This is a genomic window from Ruegeria sp. CJ2 (genome assembly GCF_056536745.1).
In genome coordinates this window covers 81,696-104,213 of the sequence record NZ_JBQFQF010000010.1, presented here as the reverse complement: position 1 = coordinate 104,213, position 22,518 = coordinate 81,696, and the positions used below count along the sequence as shown (strand labels likewise).

General features: G+C 59.4%; 29 protein-coding genes. 16 read left to right on the top strand and 13 right to left on the bottom strand.

The genetic code is table 11. From position 1 onward, the window contains the following. Window positions 1-29: 29 nt before the first annotated feature. From ACR0MS_RS15325 to ACR0MS_RS15315, 3 genes are all read right to left on the bottom strand, one after another. The gene (locus ACR0MS_RS15325; RefSeq protein WP_480574893.1) at window positions 30-3,485 is read right to left on the bottom strand and encodes a chromosome segregation SMC family protein; all 3,456 of its coding nucleotides are present in this window, start codon (window positions 3,483-3,485) and stop codon (window positions 30-32) included. A 139-nt stretch (window positions 3,486-3,624) separates the two neighbouring features. Next, window positions 3,625-4,032, bottom strand: a complete 408-nt coding sequence (locus ACR0MS_RS15320; RefSeq protein ID WP_480574896.1) for a hypothetical protein — start codon at window positions 4,030-4,032, stop codon at window positions 3,625-3,627. A gap of 45 nt (window positions 4,033-4,077) precedes the next feature. Then, the gene (locus ACR0MS_RS15315; RefSeq protein WP_480574899.1) at window positions 4,078-5,277 is read right to left on the bottom strand and encodes an aminotransferase-like domain-containing protein; all 1,200 of its coding nucleotides are present in this window, start codon (window positions 5,275-5,277) and stop codon (window positions 4,078-4,080) included. A gap of 155 nt (window positions 5,278-5,432) precedes the next feature. Between ACR0MS_RS15315 and ACR0MS_RS15310 the strand changes: the two genes are divergently transcribed. Then, window positions 5,433-6,203 (top strand): FCD domain-containing protein, encoded by a 771-nt coding sequence (locus ACR0MS_RS15310; protein ID WP_480574902.1) that lies wholly within the window; start codon window positions 5,433-5,435, stop codon window positions 6,201-6,203. Window positions 6,204-6,354: 151 nt separating this feature from the next. Then, window positions 6,355-7,029: a hypothetical protein gene (locus ACR0MS_RS15305; RefSeq protein ID WP_480574905.1), complete on the top strand. Its 675-nt coding sequence runs from the start codon at window positions 6,355-6,357 to the stop codon at window positions 7,027-7,029. Window positions 7,030-7,111: 82 nt separating this feature from the next. Here ACR0MS_RS15305 and ACR0MS_RS15300 read toward each other — a convergent pair whose 3' ends face one another. The 5 genes from ACR0MS_RS15300 to ACR0MS_RS15280 form a co-directional block, all read right to left on the bottom strand. Continuing rightward, complete coding sequence (locus ACR0MS_RS15300; protein WP_480574908.1) at window positions 7,112-7,672, bottom strand: F0F1 ATP synthase subunit B; 561 nt, start codon at window positions 7,670-7,672, stop codon at window positions 7,112-7,114. A 5-nt stretch (window positions 7,673-7,677) separates the two neighbouring features. Further along, window positions 7,678-8,229: a F0F1 ATP synthase subunit B' gene (locus ACR0MS_RS15295; protein WP_480574911.1), complete on the bottom strand. Its 552-nt coding sequence runs from the start codon at window positions 8,227-8,229 to the stop codon at window positions 7,678-7,680. 86 nt (window positions 8,230-8,315) lie between these two features. Next, window positions 8,316-8,540, bottom strand: a complete 225-nt coding sequence (locus tag ACR0MS_RS15290; protein WP_005981269.1) for a F0F1 ATP synthase subunit C — start codon at window positions 8,538-8,540, stop codon at window positions 8,316-8,318. A gap of 48 nt (window positions 8,541-8,588) precedes the next feature. Beyond that, window positions 8,589-9,347 (bottom strand): F0F1 ATP synthase subunit A, encoded by a 759-nt coding sequence (locus tag ACR0MS_RS15285; protein ID WP_480574914.1) that lies wholly within the window; start codon window positions 9,345-9,347, stop codon window positions 8,589-8,591. Window positions 9,348-9,349: 2 nt separating this feature from the next. Continuing rightward, on the bottom strand, window positions 9,350-9,682 hold the full coding sequence (locus tag ACR0MS_RS15280) for an AtpZ/AtpI family protein (RefSeq protein ID WP_480574918.1): 333 nt from the start codon (window positions 9,680-9,682) through the stop codon (window positions 9,350-9,352). Window positions 9,683-9,913: 231 nt separating this feature from the next. Here ACR0MS_RS15280 and ACR0MS_RS15275 point away from each other — a divergent pair, with 231 nt between their 5' ends. Further along, on the top strand, window positions 9,914-10,246 hold the full coding sequence (locus ACR0MS_RS15275; RefSeq protein WP_480574921.1) for an ArsR/SmtB family transcription factor: 333 nt from the start codon (window positions 9,914-9,916) through the stop codon (window positions 10,244-10,246). 5 nt (window positions 10,247-10,251) lie between these two features. Here the strand turns inward: ACR0MS_RS15275 and ACR0MS_RS15270 are convergent, their stop codons facing one another. The 3 genes from ACR0MS_RS15270 to ACR0MS_RS15260 are packed head-to-tail and all read right to left on the bottom strand — an operon-like array spanning window position 10,252 to window position 12,504. After that, window positions 10,252-10,665, bottom strand: coding sequence for a universal stress protein (locus ACR0MS_RS15270; protein ID WP_480574924.1), 414 nt, complete (start codon window positions 10,663-10,665; stop codon window positions 10,252-10,254). 43 nt (window positions 10,666-10,708) lie between these two features. Then, window positions 10,709-11,629, bottom strand: coding sequence for a DMT family transporter (locus ACR0MS_RS15265; protein ID WP_480574927.1), 921 nt, complete (start codon window positions 11,627-11,629; stop codon window positions 10,709-10,711). Further along, window positions 11,626-12,504: a LysR family transcriptional regulator gene (locus ACR0MS_RS15260; protein WP_480574930.1), complete on the bottom strand. Its 879-nt coding sequence runs from the start codon at window positions 12,502-12,504 to the stop codon at window positions 11,626-11,628. The genes ACR0MS_RS15265 and ACR0MS_RS15260 overlap by 4 nt, the downstream gene beginning before the upstream one ends. A 121-nt stretch (window positions 12,505-12,625) precedes the next feature. On the opposite strand from ACR0MS_RS15260, the gene ACR0MS_RS15255 reads away from it, so the two are divergent. Both ACR0MS_RS15255 and ACR0MS_RS15250 read left to right on the top strand, forming a co-directional pair. After that, on the top strand, window positions 12,626-13,207 hold the full coding sequence (locus ACR0MS_RS15255) for an FMN-dependent NADH-azoreductase (protein ID WP_480574933.1): 582 nt from the start codon (window positions 12,626-12,628) through the stop codon (window positions 13,205-13,207). 73 nt (window positions 13,208-13,280) lie between these two features. After that, window positions 13,281-14,021: an aspartate/glutamate racemase family protein gene (locus ACR0MS_RS15250; RefSeq protein WP_480574936.1), complete on the top strand. Its 741-nt coding sequence runs from the start codon at window positions 13,281-13,283 to the stop codon at window positions 14,019-14,021. On the opposite strand, the gene ACR0MS_RS15245 is transcribed toward ACR0MS_RS15250, so the two are convergent. Beyond that, window positions 14,022-14,552, bottom strand: a complete 531-nt coding sequence (locus tag ACR0MS_RS15245; RefSeq protein WP_480574939.1) for a prolyl-tRNA synthetase associated domain-containing protein — start codon at window positions 14,550-14,552, stop codon at window positions 14,022-14,024. A 90-nt stretch (window positions 14,553-14,642) separates the two neighbouring features. Here ACR0MS_RS15245 and ACR0MS_RS15240 point away from each other — a divergent pair, with 90 nt between their 5' ends. The 11 genes from ACR0MS_RS15240 to trmD all read left to right on the top strand — a co-directional run bounded on the left by ACR0MS_RS15240 (window position 14,643) and on the right by trmD (window position 21,632). After that, window positions 14,643-15,152, top strand: coding sequence for a hypothetical protein (locus tag ACR0MS_RS15240; protein ID WP_480574942.1), 510 nt, complete (start codon window positions 14,643-14,645; stop codon window positions 15,150-15,152). A gap of 204 nt (window positions 15,153-15,356) precedes the next feature. Beyond that, the gene (gene ffh, locus ACR0MS_RS15235; protein WP_480574945.1) at window positions 15,357-16,862 is read left to right on the top strand and encodes a signal recognition particle protein; all 1,506 of its coding nucleotides are present in this window, start codon (window positions 15,357-15,359) and stop codon (window positions 16,860-16,862) included. Between the two features lie 3 nt (window positions 16,863-16,865). Further along, a complete protein-coding gene (locus ACR0MS_RS15230; protein WP_480574948.1) occupies window positions 16,866-17,402 on the top strand; it encodes a GNAT family N-acetyltransferase in 537 nt (178 codons plus the stop codon). Further along, a complete protein-coding gene (locus ACR0MS_RS15225; RefSeq protein WP_480574951.1) occupies window positions 17,399-17,947 on the top strand; it encodes a GNAT family N-acetyltransferase in 549 nt (182 codons plus the stop codon). The genes ACR0MS_RS15230 and ACR0MS_RS15225 overlap by 4 nt, the downstream gene beginning before the upstream one ends. Then, entirely contained in the window at window positions 17,947-18,243 is a 297-nt protein-coding gene (locus ACR0MS_RS15220; protein WP_170380494.1) for a chorismate mutase, read from the top strand. Before ACR0MS_RS15225 ends, ACR0MS_RS15220 begins: the two co-directional genes overlap by 1 nt. A gap of 95 nt (window positions 18,244-18,338) precedes the next feature. Continuing rightward, complete coding sequence (rpsP, locus tag ACR0MS_RS15215) at window positions 18,339-18,728, top strand: 30S ribosomal protein S16 (RefSeq protein WP_010437590.1); 390 nt, start codon at window positions 18,339-18,341, stop codon at window positions 18,726-18,728. A 12-nt stretch (window positions 18,729-18,740) separates the two neighbouring features. After that, window positions 18,741-19,376: a 5,6-dimethylbenzimidazole synthase gene (gene bluB, locus ACR0MS_RS15210; protein ID WP_480574954.1), complete on the top strand. Its 636-nt coding sequence runs from the start codon at window positions 18,741-18,743 to the stop codon at window positions 19,374-19,376. A 4-nt stretch (window positions 19,377-19,380) separates the two neighbouring features. Continuing rightward, window positions 19,381-19,527 (top strand): hypothetical protein, encoded by a 147-nt coding sequence (locus tag ACR0MS_RS15205; RefSeq protein WP_480574957.1) that lies wholly within the window; start codon window positions 19,381-19,383, stop codon window positions 19,525-19,527. Continuing rightward, window positions 19,520-20,023 carry a ribosome maturation factor RimM gene (gene rimM / locus ACR0MS_RS15200; protein WP_480574960.1) on the top strand — a complete coding sequence of 168 codons (504 nt, stop codon included), beginning with the start codon at window positions 19,520-19,522 and terminating at the stop codon, window positions 20,021-20,023. Before ACR0MS_RS15205 ends, rimM begins: the two co-directional genes overlap by 8 nt. Continuing rightward, a complete protein-coding gene (locus ACR0MS_RS15195; RefSeq protein WP_480574963.1) occupies window positions 20,023-20,838 on the top strand; it encodes a hypothetical protein in 816 nt (271 codons plus the stop codon). Before rimM ends, ACR0MS_RS15195 begins: the two co-directional genes overlap by 1 nt. Next, complete coding sequence (gene trmD / locus ACR0MS_RS15190; RefSeq protein WP_480574966.1) at window positions 20,835-21,632, top strand: tRNA (guanosine(37)-N1)-methyltransferase TrmD; 798 nt, start codon at window positions 20,835-20,837, stop codon at window positions 21,630-21,632. The genes ACR0MS_RS15195 and trmD overlap by 4 nt, the downstream gene beginning before the upstream one ends. Here the strand turns inward: trmD and ACR0MS_RS15185 are convergent. Next, window positions 21,629-22,426, bottom strand: coding sequence for a glycoside hydrolase family 25 protein (locus tag ACR0MS_RS15185; RefSeq protein ID WP_480574969.1), 798 nt, complete (start codon window positions 22,424-22,426; stop codon window positions 21,629-21,631). The genes trmD and ACR0MS_RS15185 overlap by 4 nt on opposite strands. Window positions 22,427-22,518: the final 92 nt, after the last annotated feature.

Sequence of the window (22,518 nt, the reverse complement as noted above, 5' to 3'; positions counted from 1 at the left end):
CGCAACAGGCGTCACGATGCAGTGAGCGGTCAGGCGACCATCTGTTCGGCCTTCTTCAGATCGACCGAAACCAGTTGGCTGACGCCCTGTTCCTGCATGGTCACGCCGAACAGACGGTCCATCCGCGCCATCGTCACCGCGTGGTGAGTGATGATCAGGAACCGCGTATCGGTCTGGCGGCACATCTCATCCAGCAGGTCGCAGAACCGCGTCACGTTGGCGTCATCCAAAGGCGCGTCGACCTCGTCCAGCACACAGATCGGCGCGGGATTGGCGAGGAAAACACCAAAAATCAACGCGGTCGCGGTAAGGGTCTGCTCCCCACCCGACAGCAAGCTGAGCGTCGAGAGCTTCTTACCCGGCGGCTGGCACATGATTTCCAGACCTGCATCCAGTGGGTCATCGCTCTCGACCATGACCAGATTGGCCTCACCGCCGCCGAACAGATGCTTGAACAGCATGGCGAAGTTCGAGTTCACCTGTTCAAACGCGGTCAGCAAACGCTCGCGCCCTTCGCGGTTGAGGCTGGCAATACCACTGCGTAATGCCTTGATCGCCTCTTCCAAATCGGCCTTTTCAGAGTTCAGCGTGTCGAATTCTTCCTGAACTTCTTTGGCGTCCTCTTCTGCGCGCAGGTTCACAGCACCCATCGCGTCGCGCTGGCGTTTGTGGCGGTTGACCTCAGCCTCCAGCGCATCGGCGGCAGGCATCTGGTCGGGGTTCACATCCAACTGGTTCAACAACTGGTTCGGGGTCAGTTGCTGATCCTCGGCAATACGTTCAGCCGCCGCGGTTACCCCTTCTTTTGCAGCATCACACCGTGCCTCGGCAGCCGCTCGGGTTTCACGGGCTTCGGACGCGACGCGTTCTGCATCCCGCTCGGCCATGACAACTTCGCGCTGCTGGGTTTCAGCCTCAGCCAGCTTATCCGCAGCCTCGGCCCGACGCGCTTCGGCCGTTTCGATCAACGCGTTGAGTTCTTCGCGTGCCTCGGCAATTTCACCGGGGGCGGCCATGGCTTCGGACAGCTCGTCTTCCGAGCTTTCCTTGCGCTCGGCCAGTTCCGAAATCCGCTTTTCAGCACTGTCCAGACGATGACGCCACCCGCTCAGGTCTTTCGTCACCTCTTGCGTGCGCCGGGTTCGGGCCTCTCCTTCGCGGCGCAGCTCATCATGGGTCGAGCGGTGGGTCAGCATAGTGATCCGCGCGGCCTCGACCGTCTGCTTGATGTCTTCAACCTGCGCGCGGGCATTGTCCAGATCACCCAGACCGGTCAGCGCACCCTCGGCCTCGCGCAGTTGGGCACGGGCGGACATGGCGTCTTCCTTGTGGCGATCAACAGCAAGGGTCAAAGTCTCAAGCTTGCCTTGTGCCAGATTGCGGTCGGCCTCAGCCCGGCTGAGTTGCCGCGCGGTTTCCGCCATACGCTGATCGGCGGCACGGCGGGCTTCTCGCGCCCGGCGATCCGCTTCGGTGACATCGGCCAGTTGCTGCGACAGGGCCTCATGCGCCGCGCGTGCACCATCGGCCTGCGCCTCGGTCCGGGCCAGTTCCTGTTTCAGCGCTTCCAGCTTGTTCAATTGCTCCAGCCGTAGCGCAGCCGCGCTTGGCGCGTCCTCGGCCCAAGCCCGGAACCCGTCCCAGCGCCACAGATCACCCGAGCGCGACACCAGACGTTGCCCCGGTTGCAGCGAGGCTTGCAGCCGCGCGCCCTGTTCTGCGTCGACCAACCCGATCTGAGCAATCCGGCGGCTCAAACGGTCCGGCCCCGAGACATGCAGCGCCAGCGGCTCTGCGCCGTCTGGCAGGGGCTGATCGGCATCGTATCCGGCAACCTGAACCCAGCCGGACGGCCCGTCGCCCTCGACCAGCGGCGCGCGCAGGTCATCGGCCAACGCTGCACCCAGCGCCTTTTCATAGCCCGGCGCCACGCGCAGCAGGTCAAGCACCTGCCCGCCTTCGGCCGTATCACGCTCCACCAGTTTCGCAAGAGCCGCGGTTTCGGCCCGGATCGCGCCAAGCTCACCTTCGGCTTCGGACCGCTGGGCACGGGCCTCGGCCTCTCGCGCCTGCGTTTCGGTGCGCAACTCATCCGCAGCGGCCAGCGCTTCTTCGGCGGCCTCGGCAGCTTCGCGGGCTTCTTCCTCACCCACCTGAGCGGCCTCGAACGCCTCGGCTGTGCGGCTCAGTGCATCACGGGCCTCATCCACGGCGACACGGGCTTTTTCTTCTTCGCCCTCAGACCGGGCCAGCGTCTTGCGGCTGTCCTCAACCAAACGCTGCGCCGATTGGTGCCGGGCGACAAGACGAGCCATATCCTCGGTTTCCTGCGAGAGGTGATCCTCGCGGTCCTGAAGGACAGACGCGGCCTCGCACGCAATCTCGGCGGCTTCAGCGACTTTCTCGTCATGTCCTTCGGCGGCCTTGGCAAGCTCTCTCGCCTCCCACTCCAGCCGTTCGATCATCTGACCCGCGTCGCGGTTCAGACCGGCCTCGCGCTCAATATCGTTGCCCAATTGCTGAATACGGTTGGTCAGGGTTTCGATCGTCTGCCGTGCACGGGTTTCCTGATCGGCCAATTGATCGCGCTGCACCTGCTGACGTTGCAACACGGCGGCGGCAATCGCCTCTTCCTCGCGCAGAGGGGGCAGAGTTTCCTCAATCTCGGCACGCTTGGCCGCCGCTTCACGCGCTTCGGCCTCGGCGCGGGATGCCTCGGTAATACGCTCGCGCAGCTTTTCCTCTGCCTGCTGGCGGGCCAAGTCAGCCTCTTTCCAGCGGCGATACAGCAGCATCCCTTCGGCCTGCCGCAACTGTTCTCCAATCTCGCGATAGCGCGCGGCCTGCCGTGCTTGTCGGGCCAACTGCGCAAGCTGCGTTCCAAGCTGTTCCAGCACGTCATCGACGCGCGTCAGGTTGGATTCAGTGCCTTTCAGCTTCAACTCGGCCTCATGCCGACGCTGATACAGACCGGAGATTCCAGCCGCCTCTTCCAGAATACGCCGACGCGCACGGGGTTTGGCGTTGATCAATTCGGCAATGCGGTTCTGACCCACAAGCGCGGGAGAATGCGCACCGGTCGATGCATCCGCGAACAGCATCTGCACATCACGCGCCCGTACGTCCTTGCCATTGGTCTTATAGGCGCTGCCCACATCACGGGTGATACGGCGCACGATCTCAAGCTGATCAGTTTCGTTGAACCCTGACGGGGCCAGCCGCTCCGAGTTGTCCATGGTCAGAACAACTTCGGCAAAATTGCGGGCGGGACGTGTGGCCGCCCCCGCAAAAATCACATCCTCCATCGCACCACCGCGCATGGATTTGGGGCGGTTTTCCCCCATCACCCAACGCAACGCTTCCAGAAGATTGGACTTGCCGCAGCCATTAGGACCCACAACTCCGGTCAACCCGTCCGCAATGATCAGGTCGGTCGGATCGACAAAGCTTTTGAAGCCGGTGAGTTTGAGTTTGCTAAAGCGCAAAGGCGACGGGTCCCATGATTCCTATATCTGGAAGTCTGCGCAACAGATTGGGGCCGAGTCAACGAGGTTGCGCAGGATATGGGATATCGGCGAGAGTTATCCACAATATCTTGCTGATTTCCGCCGGTCACGGCCCGTGTCAGTAGGGCGTACACTCAAAGACCTGATAACCGCCGTCACCTAAAGTTTCATAAGTGCCAAAGTCGATACATTCGTAATTTGGCACAGAAATCGAGGTCAGCAACAGGCGTTCACCGGCCTGACGGTCACAGCCCAACACGCCGACCGTGACGGCCGCGTCGCCCAGAACATCAAGGATTGGGCAACCCGAAACCTGTGCCATCGCAAGGGCTGCGCGATCGCGGATTGGGCCCAGACGCGGGGCGTATTGCGTGTTAATCCGCACGGCCTCGGCCAACTCTCCTCGCACGCGCACGTCAAACACACTGCCGTTGACAGCGATACGGGTGGCTGGAACATCGCGGAAATGCGGCGTGCCAGCCGAACACGCGGCCAACACCAGCGACAAAGTCAGAAACCGTTTCATACCCGATCAATGGCCGGAATTGGTTAACAGACCCTTATGATAGTCTCAGGCCCGCAGGACATCCCCCAAGCGGCGTATACCTTCGCGAATTGTCGCCTCGTCCGAATTTGAAAAGCTCAACCGGATCGTATTTGCGCCTGAGCCATCGGGGAAAAATGCCTGACCCGGAACAAAGGCCACTTTGACCGTTGCCAAAGCACGGGCCAGCAATGCGGCACCATCGGTGCCGTCGGGCAGGGTCAGCCAGATAAACATCCCCCCTTCAGGCTTCGTCCATTCCACCCCATCCGGCATGTATTGGTCCAACGCATCCAGCATCGCACCACGACGCGCGCCATAAGTCTGGCGCAGCATTGGGATATGAGTATCGAAACACGCCCGTGCCACTTGGTCGATCGCCATCTGGTTAATCGTTGCCGAATGAAGATCAGCAGCCTGTTTCATCAACACTAACTGAGAGATCACGGGCTTGGCGGCAACGACCCACCCGACCCTCAGGCCCGGCGACAGCGTCTTGGAGAAGCTGCCGCAATAGATCGTACGACAGTCTTCGATCGACCCCTTCCGCGCCAGTTCCAATGCCAAAACCGGAGGGATCACATCCCCTTCGTACCGCAATGCCTGATACGCTCCGTCCTCGATCACGGCGCAGTTCAGCTCGTCGGCGAGATCCAGCAAAGCCTCGCGGCCCCGCAATTCCACGGTCTCGCCTGTCGGGTTGGCGAAGTCTGGTGACAGGTAGGCAAACTTGACCCTGCCCGCCCCGGCAGCGGCTGCGTATTCGCCAGCACCCCGGTTGCCATTGACGCTTAGCCGGTCGAACCGCGGCTCATAGGCGTTGAACGCAGCCAGCGCCCCCAGATAAGTCGGCCAACCAACCAGCGCCGTATCACCGGGCGACAGATAGAGCTTGCCCAGATAATCCAGCGCTTGCTGCGACCCGGATGTAATCAGGATATTTTCGATGTCGCAGACAACGCCGATCTCGCGCATATGGTCGACGAGCCATTCGCGCAACGGGGCATAGCCTTCACTAACCGAATACTGCAGGGCCTGCGCCTGCTTCTTTGGGCCAAGCGCAACCTGAAATGCCTGCGAGAATGCGTCTGCGGGAAACAAGGCCGGGTCCGGTATTCCACCTGCAAAGGAAATAATCCCGGGCTGATCCAGCAGCTTCAGCAATTCGCGAATTTCCGACGCCTTCATGCGCGACGCCCGCGTTGCAAACAACTCGTGGTTGGTCATGAGCCTCCTCCGCTCTTGAATGGGTGAACACTAGTGACTCGCGCATTAATGTCAATATTGCTGACCTAATGTTTCAAACCATATGATCCGGCCTTCTTGAACCGCACTTCAAACCGTGGTCATATGATTTGACCAATTCTCAGAACGACATCCCCATGCCCTTTCAAAAAGTTCAGACCGAAAAGCTCTCAATAGCGGTGGTACGGCAAATCGAGTTGCTGATCCTGCGTGGCATCCTGCGCCCCGGAGAACGCCTTCCGGCCGAGCGCGAATTGGCCGAGCGGCTGGGCGTATCCCGCCCCTCCCTGCGCGAGGCGATTTCCGAGTTGCAGGACCAAGGTCTGCTGACCGCAAAAGCCGGATCCGGCATCTACGTGGCCGAGGTTTTGGGGTCGGCCTTTTCCCCCGCCCTGATCCGTCTGTTCGGCAGCCATGATGAGGCGGTCTCGGACTATCTGTCGTTCCGCAGGGATATGGAAGGGTTGGCAGCCGAGCGTGCGGCGCGGCTGGGGTCGGAAAGCGATTTGAAGGTCGTTCAGACGATCTTTGACAAGATGGAAGCTGCCCACGCCCGCAACGCATCCGAAGACGAAGCGCATCTGGACGCCCAGTTCCATATGGCCATCATCGACGCAAGCCATAACGTCGTGATGCTGCACATGATGCGATCCATGTTCGACTTGCTGCGGCAAGGGGTCTTCTACAATCGTCAAATGATGTTCAACCAGCGAACGACGCGCGAGGCTATTCTGGACCAGCATCGCGACATCAACGCCGCGCTTCAGGCACGCGACCCGGAAGGCGCCCGAGATGCCGTGCATCGTCACCTGAGCTTTGTGCGGCAATGCATGGAAGACCACCAGAAGGCTCTTCGCAATGAGGCCATCGCGCAACAAAGGCTGGATCACGAAACCGGACAGGCGTAATGTCCCTACGCCGCGTTTCCAGACAGTTCGAAGTCACCAGCGGACGGCCCCACCCTGCACGAGCCTCCCGCTAATCGCTGGACCTTTTGCCGAAAGTTAGACATCTAGTACCGGTAAATCCCGAAGCCATGTGGGAACCCTGGAAGTCAACATGTCCAAACTTACCTTCGGCCTGAACAGCAAAGAAGACCCCTGCATGATTGTCGCCAGCAATGGCAGATCGGGCAGCACGCTGATGTTTGATGCCCTATGGGTCGCCTGCAAGCGTCGCCGCTGGTTCCGAAAACCAACCGCAGGGTTTGAACCGGAATTGGCTTCGGCTGAATTGCCTGCGGGATCTCTGATCAAGACCCATGATTTTCCGGCTGGCCTGAAGGGTCGCGAGAACGTCAAGGTTCTGTTCTGTTTCGGTTCCACGAAAGACTCCGCTCTTTCGGTTTATTCCGCGTTGGAAAGGTTTGGGCGAGATTGGGTGGACCAGCACTTTGAACACCTTCACGCCAAAGGATCATTCGGTGATCTGTTTGAGTTCGATGTTCTCAATCAGGTCGAACAAATGAAGCAATGGGGAACATTCCAGGATGTCCCTGTTCTGTGCCTCAATTACGATGCCATCTGGCGCAGACAAACAGATGTCGAAGAATTTCTGGGATTGAAGTTCACTTTGCCAGAGCGGGTCGAACGGGCGCGCAAGTCTATCCCGGATGATATTCTGGCGAAGGCTTCTCAGGTCTATGACCCCATCGACAGGGCTCTGGCGGATTTGCCGGAACTATTTGTGGCCTCGCCGGATTACGAAAGCGCCCTCAGCAGGTTGCCGGGGTGATGAACGCAATTTCGCAACCGACCTTTGAAAAGCAAAAAACCCGGCTCAATGGCCGGGTTTCTTATTTGAGTTGCGCAACAGCTTAGTGCAGCTTTTCGCCCACATCGGCGATTGCCGCGTCGATAAGCTTGTTGGCTTGCGTGGCGGTCATCTGTTTGGCCAGAACCGCGTTTGCTGCGGAAACCGCAACGGTGATGGCCTGATCACGGACTTCTTTCACAGCCGACGCTTCAGCCGATGCAATCTGATCCTGCGCAGCCGCCAGACGGCGTGCGATGGATTTTTCCAGATCGACCTTGGCTTGTTCCGCAGCCAGAGCCGCGTCGTCCTTGGCCGCCGCCACGATAGCGTCTGCCTGCGTCTGCACTTCACGCTGCTTACGCTCATACGAGGCCAGCAAGCTGCGTGCTTCCTCATGCAGGGCACGGGCTTCGTCCAGTTCGGACTTGATGCCCTCGGCCCGGTTGTCCAATGCGCCGCCGATCATGCCGGGGACCTTGAAATAGAACAGGACCGCAATAAAGACGATAAAGCCCAGAAGGACCACAAAGTCGGTGTTGCCAAGCGAGAAGAACGGGCCTTTGGCCGCAAACGCCGGGCTCGCCGCGCCGACAGTCAGGATAAGGGCAAGAGTATTCCGCATGTCACTTATCCTTTCATCTGCGCGTCAACAGCACCGTCGATGGCTTTGGCATCCGCCTCGCCGCCCAGCGCGGTGACCAGTTCAGCCGCCGTGTCCTTGGCAACCACTTGAATGCTTTCCAGCGCACCGGCACGGATTTCAGCAATAGCTTTTTCCGATTCAGCCGCCTTTGCAGCGATTTCCGCGTCCGCCTTGGCAATCGCGTCATCCAGACCAGACTGGATTTCAGCACGGGCTTCGGCAGCGATACGCTGCGCCTCGGCACGGGCATCGGCCAGCGCCTTGTTATAGGCCTCTTCAGCCTCGACCGCTTTGGCCTTCAGATCTTCGGCCGCAGCCAGGTCATTTGTAATGGTCCCCTGACGTTCAGCCAGGATTGCCGCGATGCGCGGCAGCGCCACGCGGGACAGGACCAGAAAGATGACGACCAGCGTAATGACCAGCCAGAAAATCTGGTTGGGGAACCAATCGAAGCAGAGCTGCGGCATCCCGATGGCAGAGCCATGCGAGTCTACGCACGAGCCAACTACTTCTTCGCTAATGGGTTCAGTCGCCATGATGTCCTCCGTCGGAACGTAGTCTTTACAACAGGTGGACCGCTATGGCTTGGGTCCACCTGCGCGTAAGGATCAGGTTCCGCAGATTAGACGGCGAACATCAGCAGCAGCGATACCAGGAATGCGAAGATGCCCAGCGCTTCTGCGAACGCGATACCGATGAACAGGGTTGCGGTCTGCGAAGCAGCCGCCGAAGGGTTGCGCAGGGCGCCGGCCAGGAAGTTGCCTGCTACGTTGCCCACCCCGATTGCGGCTGCGCCGGAACCGATTGCTGCCAGGCCTGCGCCGATGTGTGCGAGATCGCCTTCCATGATGTATCTCCTTACGAATTGGAAGTTTCGATGTTGGGTTTTCGGACCTTAGTGCGACGGATGCAGCGCATCTTTCAGATAAACACAGGTCAGAATGGTGAATACGTAGGCCTGAATGAAGGACACGAGGACCTCAAGGCCATACATTGCGGTGATCGCCAACACGGACACGGGCGAGATCAGGGAAATCGCGGCAAAACCTGCGAACACCTTGATCACGGCGTGGCCTGCCATGACGTTACCGGCAAGACGAATGGAGTGGCTGACCGGGCGCACGAAATACGAGATCAGCTCGATGATCGCCAGAACCGGGCGCAGGGCCAATGGCGCGCTGGACACCCAGAACAGACCCAGAAACGCGGCACCGTTCTTGACGAAACCCAGAACGGTCACAGTCAGGAACACGGCCAGCGCCAGCGGAATTGTCACGGCGAAATGCGATGTGGTGGTGAAAGATGTGGGGATCATGCCCAGGAAGTTCGCGGTCACGATGAACATGAACAGGGTCATGACATAGGGGAAGAACTTGACGCCTTCCTTGCCGCAGATGTCTTCCAGCATCTTGTAGATAAAGCCGTAAGCCAGTTCTGCGACCGACTGCATCCGCGTCGGCACGATGGCACGCTTGGACGTGCTGAGAACCAGCAGGGCAAAGATCGCCGCAATCGCCAGAAACAGCCACAGGGTCACGTTCGTCGGCGTGTACCACGCAATCGCACCGTCGCCGAACAACGGCTTAACGATGAACTGGTCCATCGGGTGGAAAACCAGGCTGTTGCCTTCTGCTGCGGTGGTCTCAGTTGCCACGTTCAGTCCCTCTCGTCCTTCTCGGCAGCCGTCGCCGCCGCTTGTTTCTCTTGAACCTCTTTCGCGCTGCGGAGCATAACCTTCACGCCCGCGACAAGGCCCAGCAATGTGAACAGCACCAGAAAGATCGGGATCGTCCCGAGCAGGCTGTCCAGCCCGTATCCGATGCCAAATCCGATCCCCAGACCGGATACCATTTCGATGACCATCCTCCAGGCAAGCTCGCCTCCGGACACGTCAGCATCTGCGCGGGGCTTGGGCTGTTTCGCCTTTTTCGCCGCGTCGATCTTGGCCTCAAGCTGCGCCATACGCTGCTTTTGGTCATCATCGGTCACGGGCGCTTCCTTCGCACAGTCTTGGTTAGGGTGCTAAGGCTGACGGCGCACAGAGTCAACGGCGTTGAGCACCCGAATTGTCGCACGCTAAGCTTCTGTTTTCAATAAATTTTTCATCAACTTAGCGACCGGGCGTATCTGCTACGCCCAGCGATTTGCACGCAAACACGCTGAATCCCCATATTCAACCAAGTGGTTGACCAAACCCGGGCGCTGTGGTTCAGCGGAAACATGTCCAACGATCTCGACACTGTATTCGCAGCCCTTGCCGACCCCACGCGCCGCGCCATCCTCGCCATGCTGCTCGAGGACGACATGGCCGTGACCGACGTGGCAGAGCCGTTCGAGATGTCCTTGGCGGCGATCTCGAAACATCTGGTGATCCTGACCAGGGCGGGGCTGATCAGTCAGGAAAAACGCGGACGGGTGAAGTGGTGCAAGCTGGAGCCCGACGCCCTGCGCGCGGCGTCGGTCTGGATGCAGGGGTTCGGACAGTTCGAGCCGGTGAACCTGGACGCGTTTGAACGGTTCCTCGAAGTCGAGCTACCCGCAACTGAGGAATAACCCGGTCACCGCACGACAAAGACGGAAACGCTGGCGTGATTGGCCAGATACCCGGCATGGCTTGAAAAGATATAATCCATGATACGGGGCGCATGTGTACCGACCACGATCAGGTCCGCTCCGATGTCTTCCGCTGCCTTGGCCAGATCTCCGTCCACTTCGGCCGCGACGTCAACCGAATGGATGTTTTGAAAGGCAACTTCCGTCCCGCTGTTCCTGGCCAGATGATCCGCGAATTCCCGTAGGTCGTCGCTGATCGTAGCGTCTGTTTGTACCGGGTCGCCGGGCTGAGTTCCGGTCACGCTGACAACCGTGATCTTGGCCCCTTGCCACTTGGCAACTTCGGCCGCGACATCGGCGGCTTTGCGAACCTCAGGCGGCAAATGCAGGTCAACTGGGAACATGATGTGATTGTACATGGTGTAGTCCTCCTCAGCCGAAGCATAAGAAAATTCGCATGTATCAACTTTGATCTGTCTCAAGGGCGGGTTTCGCATCAGGCGCTTCGTCTGGGCGCAACAACATGAGCAGCGCGACACAGGTCAGAACCACACCGACAAGGATCAAAGCGACCGGCGCACCATTGCCAAGCCCGATTTCCCACAGGATCACCCAACTGGGCACAAGATACGTATAGGCCATCACCTTGGCAGAAGGCAGGCGAAGGGCCGAGAACTGGACCAGAACAAAGCTGACGGCCGTGGCAAATATCGACAGATACAGCAATCCGGCCCACACAATCATTGGCAGGTTTGCCCAATCCGTCGCGCGAATGTCGGACCAGCCGTACACCGTCAGCATCAGGCACCCAGCCAATATCGTGCCAAATGCAAACACAACCGCTGGCTCGCCGCGATTGAGTTTCCGTACCATTGGCGTGTAGATCGCATGCGCGACGCAACCCCAGAAATAGATGATTTCCCCGGTCCCGATCTGGAAGGCGGTAAAAGCCTGCCAATCCGCCCGGAAAATGACCCACAGCGCTCCGATTGCGCCGATGGTAAGCGCCAATGCCATTCGGGGTGTGGTCACTTGCCGAAGCAGAACCCAGCCCGCCACAGCGGACAGAACCGGCGTCAGGGTAAAGACGGCGGCTGCGCTGACAGGCGGGGCTGTCTTCAGGCCGTGGAACATAAGAACGAAGTAAGTGGCAAATAGCCCACCCAGCACCAGATAGCGCCAGGGCGCCCGCGCAGCGCTGCGCGGCATGTTGGTTGTCAAAAACGCCGCAACCCCGATCACAACCGCAGCAATAGCGAACCGAGCCGCCGTAACCGCCTCGGGTGCAATCTGGTTCGCGATCATGGAACCGAGTGAAAAACTGCCCGCCACCAACGCCGAAAAAGCGAGCATGGCCAAATGGCCGCGGGCTTGCGGGCTCATGGCAGCCAACTTTTGGATTGTTCTTTCAAATAGCTCAGGAACGCCTGCACTTTGGTGGTGCGATGCAGGTCGACATGCGTGACCAGCCACAAGTTGCCAAACCATTCAGGCATCGGTTCGATGACCTCTACCAGACTCGGATCGCGGGCGGCCTCCCAACGGGCCATGAAACCGATACCTGCACCGGACAGCACCGCCTCGCGAATGCAAAAATTGTTGGTGCAGCGGAATGTAATCCGTTCGACCGGAACAGTCTGCCGCAGCCAGCGCGAAAACGGAGCCCGGCTGTTTTCGTCATCCGTGCTGACGAAGTAATGGCTTGCAAATTCCTCGATGCTCGACGGCTTGCCGTGCCGGTCAATATAATCCGTGCTGGCATAAAGACCGACTTCCTGTCTGATGAAGGGTTGCACGACGTTGTCTGGCTGATCAGGGGCCGAACCTGCGCGGATCGCAACATGCGCCTCGCCATATTCCAACCGGAACAATCGGTCCCCGGTCAGGTAACGTACGATCAGGTCGGGGTGCTCGCGTTGGAATTCGCTGAGAACGGGAACGACCAGAGGCGCTAAAGAAGATAGCGACGTAACAACCAGCTCGCCTGACACATCATCCCCGCGACCTTTCATCCGCCCGACAAGTTGGTTGAACTGATCTTCGGTTGCCTGCGCGACGCGCAGCAGGTCTTCTCCGGCCTCGGTAGGGGTGTAGCCGCGCGCATGACGTTGGAACAGCTTGACCCCCAACCGCGCCTCGATTGCGTCGATATGCCGAATGACCGTTGCGTGATGCACGCCCAGAACCTCGGCCGCGCCACTGACAGTGCCCATCCGCGCGACCTGATAGGCGGTTCTCACTTCATCCCAATTGTCCATTGCATCTGTTCCATTGTGCAAATTTTAACATTAAGTGTTGGAGTATCAGAGTTTTGTTCATCAGCGCAACATTCATATTGGGACCAGAGACAAAAACCTTACTCCAAAAGGACTGAAACCAATGACCAAGACCATCCTGCATATCGACGCTTCGGCCCGCCGCGAAGGATCTGCCACCCGCGAACTGTCGGACCGGATCGTCAAGCACCTGAACGCCGGGCGTATCATTCGCCGTGATCTGGCAACTCCGCTGCCGCTTTTGACCGAGGACTGGATTGCCGCGAACTTTACACCAGCCGATCAGCGCGACGAGATTCAGCGCGACCAGCTTTCCCTGTCCGACGATCTGGTAGCAGAGTTGCAGCAGGCGGATACGATCGTCATCGGCCTGCCGATCTACAACTTCTCGGTGCCTGCGGCCTTCAAAGCTTGGATTGACCTTGTTGCCCGGGTCGGGCTGACCTTTTCCTATACTGAAAATGGCCCCAAAGGGCTGTTGGACGGCAAGCGCGCGGTACTTGCCATTGCGTCGGGCGGAACAGCCGTGGGGTCGGATATCGACTTTGCCACTGATTACGCCAAACACGTGCTGGGCTTTATCGGCATACACAAGGTTGATGTTGTCGCCGCTGATCGGATGGCACTGGACGCTGAAGCCGCGCTCAACAACGCGCGTCAGGCGGTTTCCGAACTGGCCGCCTGATTGACCTCTGGCTTTTGCGTATCCGAACGTCCAGTCTGCATTTGAACAGGATTGTGCAGGCTGGGCGTTTGTCATGAAGAAAATCGGGATTTTGGGCGGTGTGGGCTGGGCCTCGACCGTTGATTACTACAGGGCCATTGCTCAGGGTGCCGGGCAATATTTTGCGGAACGTCGTCATGGCTCCTCTCTGCCGATCCCGCCCATGACAATCGAATCCGTCACGCAGGCCAAAACCCGGTCGCTGAGAGGCGTTGCGGGGGATGAGGAAAGCTGGTCCGCCTTTGACGCGGTCTTTCGCCAAGCCTTGCTGACGCTGGAACAAGCGGGCTGCGATTTCGCCATCATCGCTTCCAACACGCCACATATGCGCCTGCACGCGATCCGACAGGGCGTTTCCATGCCCATCCTCAGTATTTTCGACGCCGCAGCCGAAGCGACCGCCGCAACCGGTGCCACACAAGCCCTGGTTCTGGGTACAACCGTTACGATGCAGGCGCCGAACTATGCCGACAGGCTGGCAGACGCCCAGATCAACGCCAATGCGCCCCTTCCGGACGCTGAGATTGCCGAGATGCAGAATATGATCGACACGGATTTCTACGGTGGCGCATCAGAAAGGGCGCGGGCCCGGCTGGTGGCCTATTGCAACAAACACGCCAAGCCGGGAACCGCGATCCTGCTGGCCTGCACCGAACTGCCGCTGGCCTTCCCCGACAATCTGGACGACGCCGTGTTCGAGGCGGACGGACATCTCTTCGTCAATCCCTCGGCAGCGCATGTCGCAGCAGCGTTGAAAGAGGCGCTTGAAGCCTGATCAGGGCAGCCAAGTCACATCGCAGCCGATCCGGTCGAAAAACGCCATCAGGTCCCCGCGCGCCATTGCGACGGTGCGGTCATTGACGAGCGGGTGCATATAGATCACGTCGGCCTGCTGCCCCGCTGCATCCATAAAGAACCGGACGTTGTTTTCCACACCGTTTATCATCGCCAGCGGGCTGACCGCGCCGGGCCGTATACCAAGGTTCTGAATCAACCGATCCGCCGAGCCGAACGAGAGGTTCCCGACGCCAAGCTCTGCGCCCAGCGCCTTGAGGTCAATGTCGCGGCTCTGTTCCAGCGTCACCAGATAGTTCCGCTTTTTCTTATCGCGCAGATAGAGGTTCTTGAGCCGCAGCGCATTCTCGCCGGGGACCATGAACTGATCTTCAACCGCCTTTGACTCCTCTACCGTGCGCAGAGGGACATGCGTGTGCAGCGTATAGGCCAGCCCCCACTCATCCAATTTGGCCAGCAACGCGTCAGAGCTGAGCGGCAATGTATCCTGAAAGGCAGATGAGGCGTCCATGATACTCTCCTGAATTTTTTGCGCTCATCGCGTACCGTGGCGGTAATTTCAAGCCACGACAGCATGGGATTTCAATGTTAGCGTCCAGCCATGAAAGTAACGCGCAACACACCTAACCAATTGATCCTGTCCAACAGGCCGTGGCTGATTGGCATTATGCTGGTCTTCTTCATTCTCTGCTTTGTCGGGGCTGGCCTGTCGATGATTGCCGAAGGCGACTGGTCCGGCATTTTCGTCGCGCTCTTTGGTGGCGGTATGGGATTTATTGTGTTCTGCATATTTGTTCGCCGGGTGCAGGTCATTCTGGACCGCAACACAGACAGCATTCTGATCCGACGGCAATCCATCTTTGGCTATGAAACGGTCCGGCACGTGTTGTCCAACCTCTCACATGCCGAGGTCGAGACCACCACGTCGAACGGCAACAACGGCTCCAGCACGATGCACCGGCCTGTTTTGATCCTCGACAAAGGCATGAGCGTTGGGCGACACCCCATTGTCAGCGCCTATGTCAGTGGGCACGGGTCGCACCGGTTGGTTGATGCCATCAATGGCTGGCTTCCGGCACGCATGGTTGACTCCGACAGTCAATCGGCCTAAAGCCCCTTCCAAACATCCGGAAGCGTCTGACCTTCCGGTCCCTTGAGTCGTTCAGGGATCGCCCCCCACCAGCGAGTTTCGCCCGTGGGGGCAATGCCATTTGGCATGACCTCTACGACAAAGACTTAAGGGGTAATTGTGAATTTAACCGGCGCTGCCTAACTAAGGGGTGCCACAGGACAACCGGCAAAGGAGGCCGAAGGCATGTTTGAAAATCTATCCGAACGCCTCTCTGGGGTCTTTGACCGGCTGACCAAACAGGGTGCGCTGTCCGAGGAAGACGTCAAGACCGCCCTACGTGAGGTTCGGGTTGCGCTGCTTGAGGCCGACGTCTCGCTGCCCGTCGCGCGTGCCTTCGTCAAGAAAGTACAGGAACAGGCGACTGGTCAGGCTGTCACCAAGTCGATCACCCCCGGCCAGCAGGTCGTCAAGATCGTGCATGACGCGCTGGTCGATACGTTGCGCGGCGAGGAAGACCCCGGCAAGCTGAAGATCGACAACCCGCCTGCCCCTATCCTGATGGTCGGTCTGCAAGGCTCGGGTAAGACAACCACCACCGGTAAGCTGGCCAAACGCCTGAAAGAGAAAGAGGGCAAGAAGGTCCTGATGGCCTCGCTGGACGTCTATCGCCCGGCGGCGATGGATCAGTTGGCTGTTCTGGGTACTCAGGTTGGCGTGGACACCCTGCCAATTGTGCCCGGTCAGAAACCCGTCGACATCGCCAAACGCGCCAAGCAACAGGCGACGCTGGGTGGCTATGACGTCTATATGCTGGATACCGCCGGTCGTCTGCACATCGACGAAGTCCTGATGGACGAGGTTGAGCAGGTCCGTAACGCGGTTGACCCGCGCGAAACCCTGCTGGTCGTCGATGGCCTGACCGGTCAGGTTGCCGTTGAAGTGGCCGAAGAGTTTGACGCCAAGGTCGGCATCTCGGGCGTGGTACTGACCCGGATGGACGGTGACGGGCGCGGTGGTGCCGCGCTGTCGATGCGCGCAGTCACCGGCAAGCCGATCCGCTTTGTCGGCCTGGGCGAGAAGATGGACGCGCTTGAAACCTTCGAGCCGGACCGGATCGCCGGTCGTATTCTGGGCATGGGCGATATCGTTGCTCTGGTCGAAAAGGCCCAGGAAACGATGGAGATGGAACAGACCGAGCGCATGATGAAGCGCATGGTCAAAGGTCAGTTCAACATGAACGACCTGAAAATGCAGCTGGAACAGATGATCCAGATGGGCGGTATGCAGGGCATGATGGGTATGATGCCCGGCATGGGCAAGATGGCCAAGCAGGTCGAAGAGGCAGGCATGGACGACAAGGTGCTCAAGCGCCAGATCGCCATGATCCAGTCGATGACCAAACGCGAACGCGCCAATCCCCAGTTGCTGCAAGCCAGCCGCAAGAAACGGATTGCCGCCGGTTCGGGGATGGAAGTCAGCGACCTCAACAAGCTGCTCAAGATGCACCGGCAGATGTCGGACATGATGAAAAAGATGGGCAAGATGGGCAAAGGCAAGATGCTGAAACAGGCCATGAAAGGCATGTTCGGCAAAGGCGGCCCGTCGCCCGAAGAAATGGCCGCAGGCATGGACCCCAAAGCGCTGGAACAGGCGGCCAAGGCGATGGGAAAGATGCCCGGCGGCATGCCTGGAATAGGTGGCGGTATGGCGCTGCCTCCGGGTCTCAGCGGGTTCGGGAAGAAGAAGTAAACCGTGACCGTCGCCCCCACCATAACCACTGCGCGCCTGACACTGCGCCATCACCGGCTTGAGGACTTCAAGCCGATGGCTGCGCTGTTCGCGTCCGAGTGGGCAAAATATATGGGCGGACCCATTTCGGACGACGAATTGTGGCGTTGGCTGGGTGCGGAAATCACCAGCTGGCAATGGCTGGGCTACGGCAGTTGGGCTGTGGATCTGACCGAAACCGGCGAACTCATTGGGCAGGTTGGCGTCAACAAACCGCCGCGTTTCCCCGAAGTGGAATTGGGTTGGTGCATCTTCCCAGGCTTTGAGGGTCAGGGACTGGCGTTTGAAGCGGCCTGCGCCGCACGCGATTGGACGTTTGAAAATACAGAGCTTTGCACGTTGGTCAGCTATATCGACAGCGATAACGCGCGCTCGATTGCTTTGGCAAAACGTCTGGGTGCGATCGAAGACACATCCTCAGCGCGCCCGGACCCGGCCGATGTCGTGTATCGCCATCCTCACCCGGATGAGCTGCAAGGCGGGATGGAGGCTTACGCATGACCTCTTACACCATCCCAACCGTTGAAACCGAACGCCTGATCCTGCGCGCGCCCCATCTGGACGATCTGCCTGCGATGACCGCGTTTTTTGGGTCAGACCGCAGCCGTATGGTTGGCGGCCCCAAGTCAGCGCTGGAAACATGGCGTTCGTTCGTGGGGCGTTTCGGTCACTGGGCCGTAATGGGCTATGGCGGTTGGCATATCGTCGAAAAGGCCAGCAACAGCTTTGCAGGCTGGACCGGGATGATCAACGCACCGGGCTGGGACGAACCTGAACTGGGATGGGTCGTCATGGACGGGTTCGAAGGCAAAGGCATCGCGTTTGAGGCTGCGAAAGCCGCCCGCGCCTATGCCGCTCGCCATCAGGGTTTGAACGCCCCGATCTCGTATATCGCACACGACAATGACCGCTCGCGCGCGTTGGCGGAACGTCTTGGCGCCACGTACGAGCGCGAAGGCGAAGTTGTCGGCACGCCCTGCCAAGTCTGGCGGCACCCGAAACTCGACTTTTCCGACCCTGCTTTGACGCCTGAGAGGACCGCCTAATGACCAACCCCGTGACACAGGCTGCCACGCTGTTGAAAGAGCATCGCGAAAGCATCGACCGGCTGGACGCGATCCTTGTCTATACGCTGGGCGAGCGGTTCAAGCACACGCAGGCCGTTGGCAAGCTCAAGGCCGAACACGACCTTCCCCCGTCCGATCCCACGCGCGAAGCCGCGCAGATCGCACGGTTAGAAGACCTGGCGAAAGAGGCCGATCTGGACCCCGACTTCGCCAAGGCTTTCCTGAATTTCATCATTCAGGAAGTCATCCGACACCACCGGAAACATCAGGAATAACCCCGTTTCCACGAATACCATGAATAGCCGGACAAGACCCCGGTCTTTAAAAAATACACGCCTCTGGCGTGATGCCATTCAAAGGAGATACCACCATGGCAATGAAAATTCGTCTCGCCCGCGGCGGCTCGAAAAAGCGTCCCTTCTATCGCATCGTAGCGGCCGACAGCCGTATGCCCCGCGACGGCCGTTTCATCGAGAAACTGGGCACCTACAACCCGCTGCTGCCCAAAGACAGCGAAGAGCGCGTGAAAATGAACATGGAGCGCATCCAATACTGGCTGGATCAGGGCGCACAGCCCACCGACCGGATCGCACGTATGCTGGAAGCTGCCGGCGCCCGTGACAAGGCCGAGCGCAACAACCCCAACAAGGGTACTCCGGGCAAGAAAGCTCAGGAACGCGCCGAAGAGAAGGCGGCCAAGGCTGCTGAGGCGGCAGAAGCTGCTGCTGCACCGGCTGAAGAAGCGGCTGCGGAAGAATAAGCAGGCAGGCGCGTGCGGGATCAGACTTTCACCGACGATTTTCGCGCGCAGTTTGACCTGTTGCTGCGGCTCCGGCGCGATGTGCGTCGGTTCCGCACCGACGCGATTGACGAGGCAGTGCTGACGCGCTGCCTCGACGCGTTTCGGCTGGCCCCTTCGGTGGGGCTCAGCGAACCCTGGCGCGTGATCCGCGTCGAAAGTCAGGCCGCGCGCGATGCGGCGTTGCGAAATTTTCAAACCGCCAATGCGCAGGCATTGGAAGGGTATTCCGGCGAGAAGGCGCAGCTTTACAGCCGTCTGAAACTGTCAGGGATGCAAGAGGCCCCGGTGCAACTGGCCGTGTTCTGCGACGATGCCACCGACAAGGGGCAAGGTCTGGGCGCAGGCACGATGCCCGAGATGCGGCGCTATTCCGTGGTCTCGGCCATCACGCTGTTCTGGCTGACCCTGCGGACCGAGGGGCTGGGTCTGGGCTGGGTGTCCATTCTGGACCCCGACCGGATGGCGCGCGATCTGAATGTGCCCGAAGACTGGCGGCTGATCGGTTATTTCTGTGTCGGCTGGCCCGAGGCACCATCGGACAAGCCGGAGTTGGAGCAGGTAGGCTGGGAATGCCGCGACGACATTTTGCCGGTCGAGGTTCGGTGAAGCGATGTTCGGTCTGTTACGCCTTCCCATTCTGATGATGATCGCCTTTATTGTGGGCGTGTTTTTCGAACGCTCCAACCAGCGCGAGATATGCGCCGAAATTGGACAATGGCAGGACGGGCTATGTGTGACGGATGGGCCAAATGAGTGATCTGATCTGCGTTGGCAGCATTGCCGGGTCTTACGGGGTGCGCGGTGAAGTGCGGCTCAAGAGCTATTGCGCGGTCCCCGAAGACATCGAAGCCTATTCACCCCTGACAGACGAAGACGGGAGTGAGCGATACCCTCTGGTCCTGACCCGTTCGATCAAGAACGGTTTCGCTGCAAGGTTGGGCGGTATTGAGACCAAGGAGCAAGCCGATGCGCTAAAGGGTCTGCGCCTGTTTGCGCGGCGCGATCAACTGCCGTCGTTGCCCGATGACGAATTCTATCACACTGACCTCATCGGGCTTGAGGTCTATGACACGGGCGGCACCTTGCTGGGCCGGGTAAAATCGGTGCAAAACCACGGCGCCGCTGATTTGTTGGAATTGCACGGGCCGGGATTGAAATCCACCGTCCTGCTGCCCTTCACGCTTGAGGCCGTTCCGACCGTTGATCTTGAAAAAGGTCGCATTGTCGCCGATCCCCCGGAAGGGTTGATCTGATGCGGCGAGTCCTGCTGCATCTGGGTTTACACAAAACAGGCACCACGGCTGCACAGTCTTTTCTTTTTGAAAACCGCGAACTGATCTGGCCTCATTTTGCGCTGGTGCTTCCTTACCGCACGCGCAATTCAGGGCTGTCACGGGCCGCCACCAATCACTCCGTCTATGGGATGGATGGAACACTTTCAGAGTTTGGACGCCAGGTCAGGGCCTTTCTGGGAACGATCGACTTTGGTGAAAAGCGCGGGCTGATCGTCAGCGAAGAGAATTTCGCGGGCCTTCGCCCCAGCCGCAACCTTGAACAAGGATACGCCGCCGCGCCCGAGCTTGCGGCCAGCCTTGTGGACTCTGTCCAGCGCAGATTTGCCGGGCAAGAGGTTGAGATCACGGTTTACCTGTCCCTTCGGCAGCGCGAAAGCTGGCTGCGCAGCCTTTGGGCGCACGATCTGCAACGCATGCGACAAGTGCAGGATTTCGAAACATATTGCGAAGGCATGGATGTCCTCGCCCCGCTGCAAGCCACAGTGGACCGGATCAGAGAGGCGCTGCCGACCGTTACGGTTCTGTCTGAATGGCTGGAAGACTTGCAGAAACAGCGGTTTGGCCCCGGCGCGCCTTTCGCGGAGTTTCTGGACCTGCACCGAGAGAAAGCCAACCTGCTGGTCCCCCCTGCCCATTCAAACCCCGGCCTGCCAGAGGATGTGCTGGCAGAATTGCTGGACCTGAATCGTTCTCGTCTGGACGACGCCGCACTGGTCAAGCAAAAGAAGGCCATTGTCGACCGCGCGCAAAAGGCTCTGATTGGCACGATATGACTGACAAACCCTCAAAATCCCACGGTCGCAAGGCGATCCGACCGACCCTGAAACCGCGTGAGCTGCTGACCCCAACCCCGGACCTGCACGGCGTGTGGAAGGCAAAGATCATCACGTTGTTCCCGTCGGCCTTTCCCGGTGTGCTGGGCGAAAGTCTGACAGGCAAAGCGTTGCAGGAAGGATTGTGGCAGCTTGAGACGATCGACCTGCGGCAGTTCGGCGTCGGCAAGCACCGCAATGTGGACGACACCCCAGCCGGAGGCGGTGCGGGAATGGTTCTGCGCGCCGATGTTTTGGGCGAGGCGATTGAACATACGATGGCGGGGGTGCGTGGGAATTGGCCCTTGATCTATCTCAGCCCACGCGGACGCCGGATGGACCAGCGCATGATGCAGAATCTTGCGCGCTGTGACGGTATGACCTTGCTTTGCGGTCGGTTTGAGGGCGTGGACGAGCGTGTGCTGGAGCATTACGGCGTCCAGGAGGTCTCGTTGGGCGATTTTGTCATGACAGGCGGTGAAATAGCTGCGCAGGCTCTGATCGACGCAACTGTACGCCTGATCCCGGGCGTATTGGGCAACCAAGCCTCAGCCGAGGAGGAAAGCTTTTCTTCCGGGCTGTTGGAACACCCGCAATACACCCGCCCCGCCGAATGGAAGGGGCGTCCGATCCCCGATATCCTGATGTCCGGTCATCACGGTCGCATCGCTGAATGGCGGCACGACATGTCCGAGCAGATCACACGCGACCGTCGGCCCGACCTGTGGGACGCCTATCGCAAGTCGCGCGACTAACCTGCTTTCCACCGCGTCCAGATGTCGGGCGGGCCGTTGAACGTGTTGATATCCACCGGCCCATCTACGCCGGGAACCAGCCCGGTTCCGGTATATTGCCAGAACCGCCAGACGGCTTTGGGATAAACAGTGCGCGGATGACCGGCGACAGACCGCAGCCAGAACTCGGTCTTGGGCAGGCGGCCGATCTCTGTATCGCCATAGAAATCCACGGTCGTATAGACGATCGGACGGCGCCCATAGTGACGTTCGAGAATATCAAGGAAGCGCTGCGCCTCGGCCCGAACGGTTGCGCCGTCGGGACGCAAGGTGCAGGTCTTGGAATGTGGCGTCCACTCCATGTCCAGCACATGCGGCAGGTCTGATCCTCGGGGCACGTTCTGAATAAACCAGCGCGCCTGTTCATGGGCGGGACGGCAGAAATAGTAGTAGTGATAAGCGCCCCACGGCACCCCCGCCGCGCGTGCGCCCACGCGATGCGCATTGAACATCGGGTCTGCGACATCCCCGCCTTCGGTGGCCTTGATGAATACGAAACTGACGCCCGACGCTTTGGCACGTCGCCAGTCGATGGGTCCCTGCCACCGCGACACGTCCAGCCCGTGCACCGGGTATTGACCGGGATGCCGCCCCTCCCAGTCATGGGGGTCCGCATCGCCGAAGGAAGGGAAAACCACGGATGGCGAAGTTGTGTCCAGAAAAGCTTTGGCCTCGACCTGTTGCGGCGGAGGATTGTTGCGACCGCAGGACAGGGTCGCAAAGGCAATGAGTGCCAGCATCACAGCTGTGCGCATGATCTGTTCCTGTATAAATTTCTGCTCTTATAATTGCCTTCCAGAATGCCTGATCGCCCTTATAAGGCAACGATGTTGTTTTCCGGTGGCGA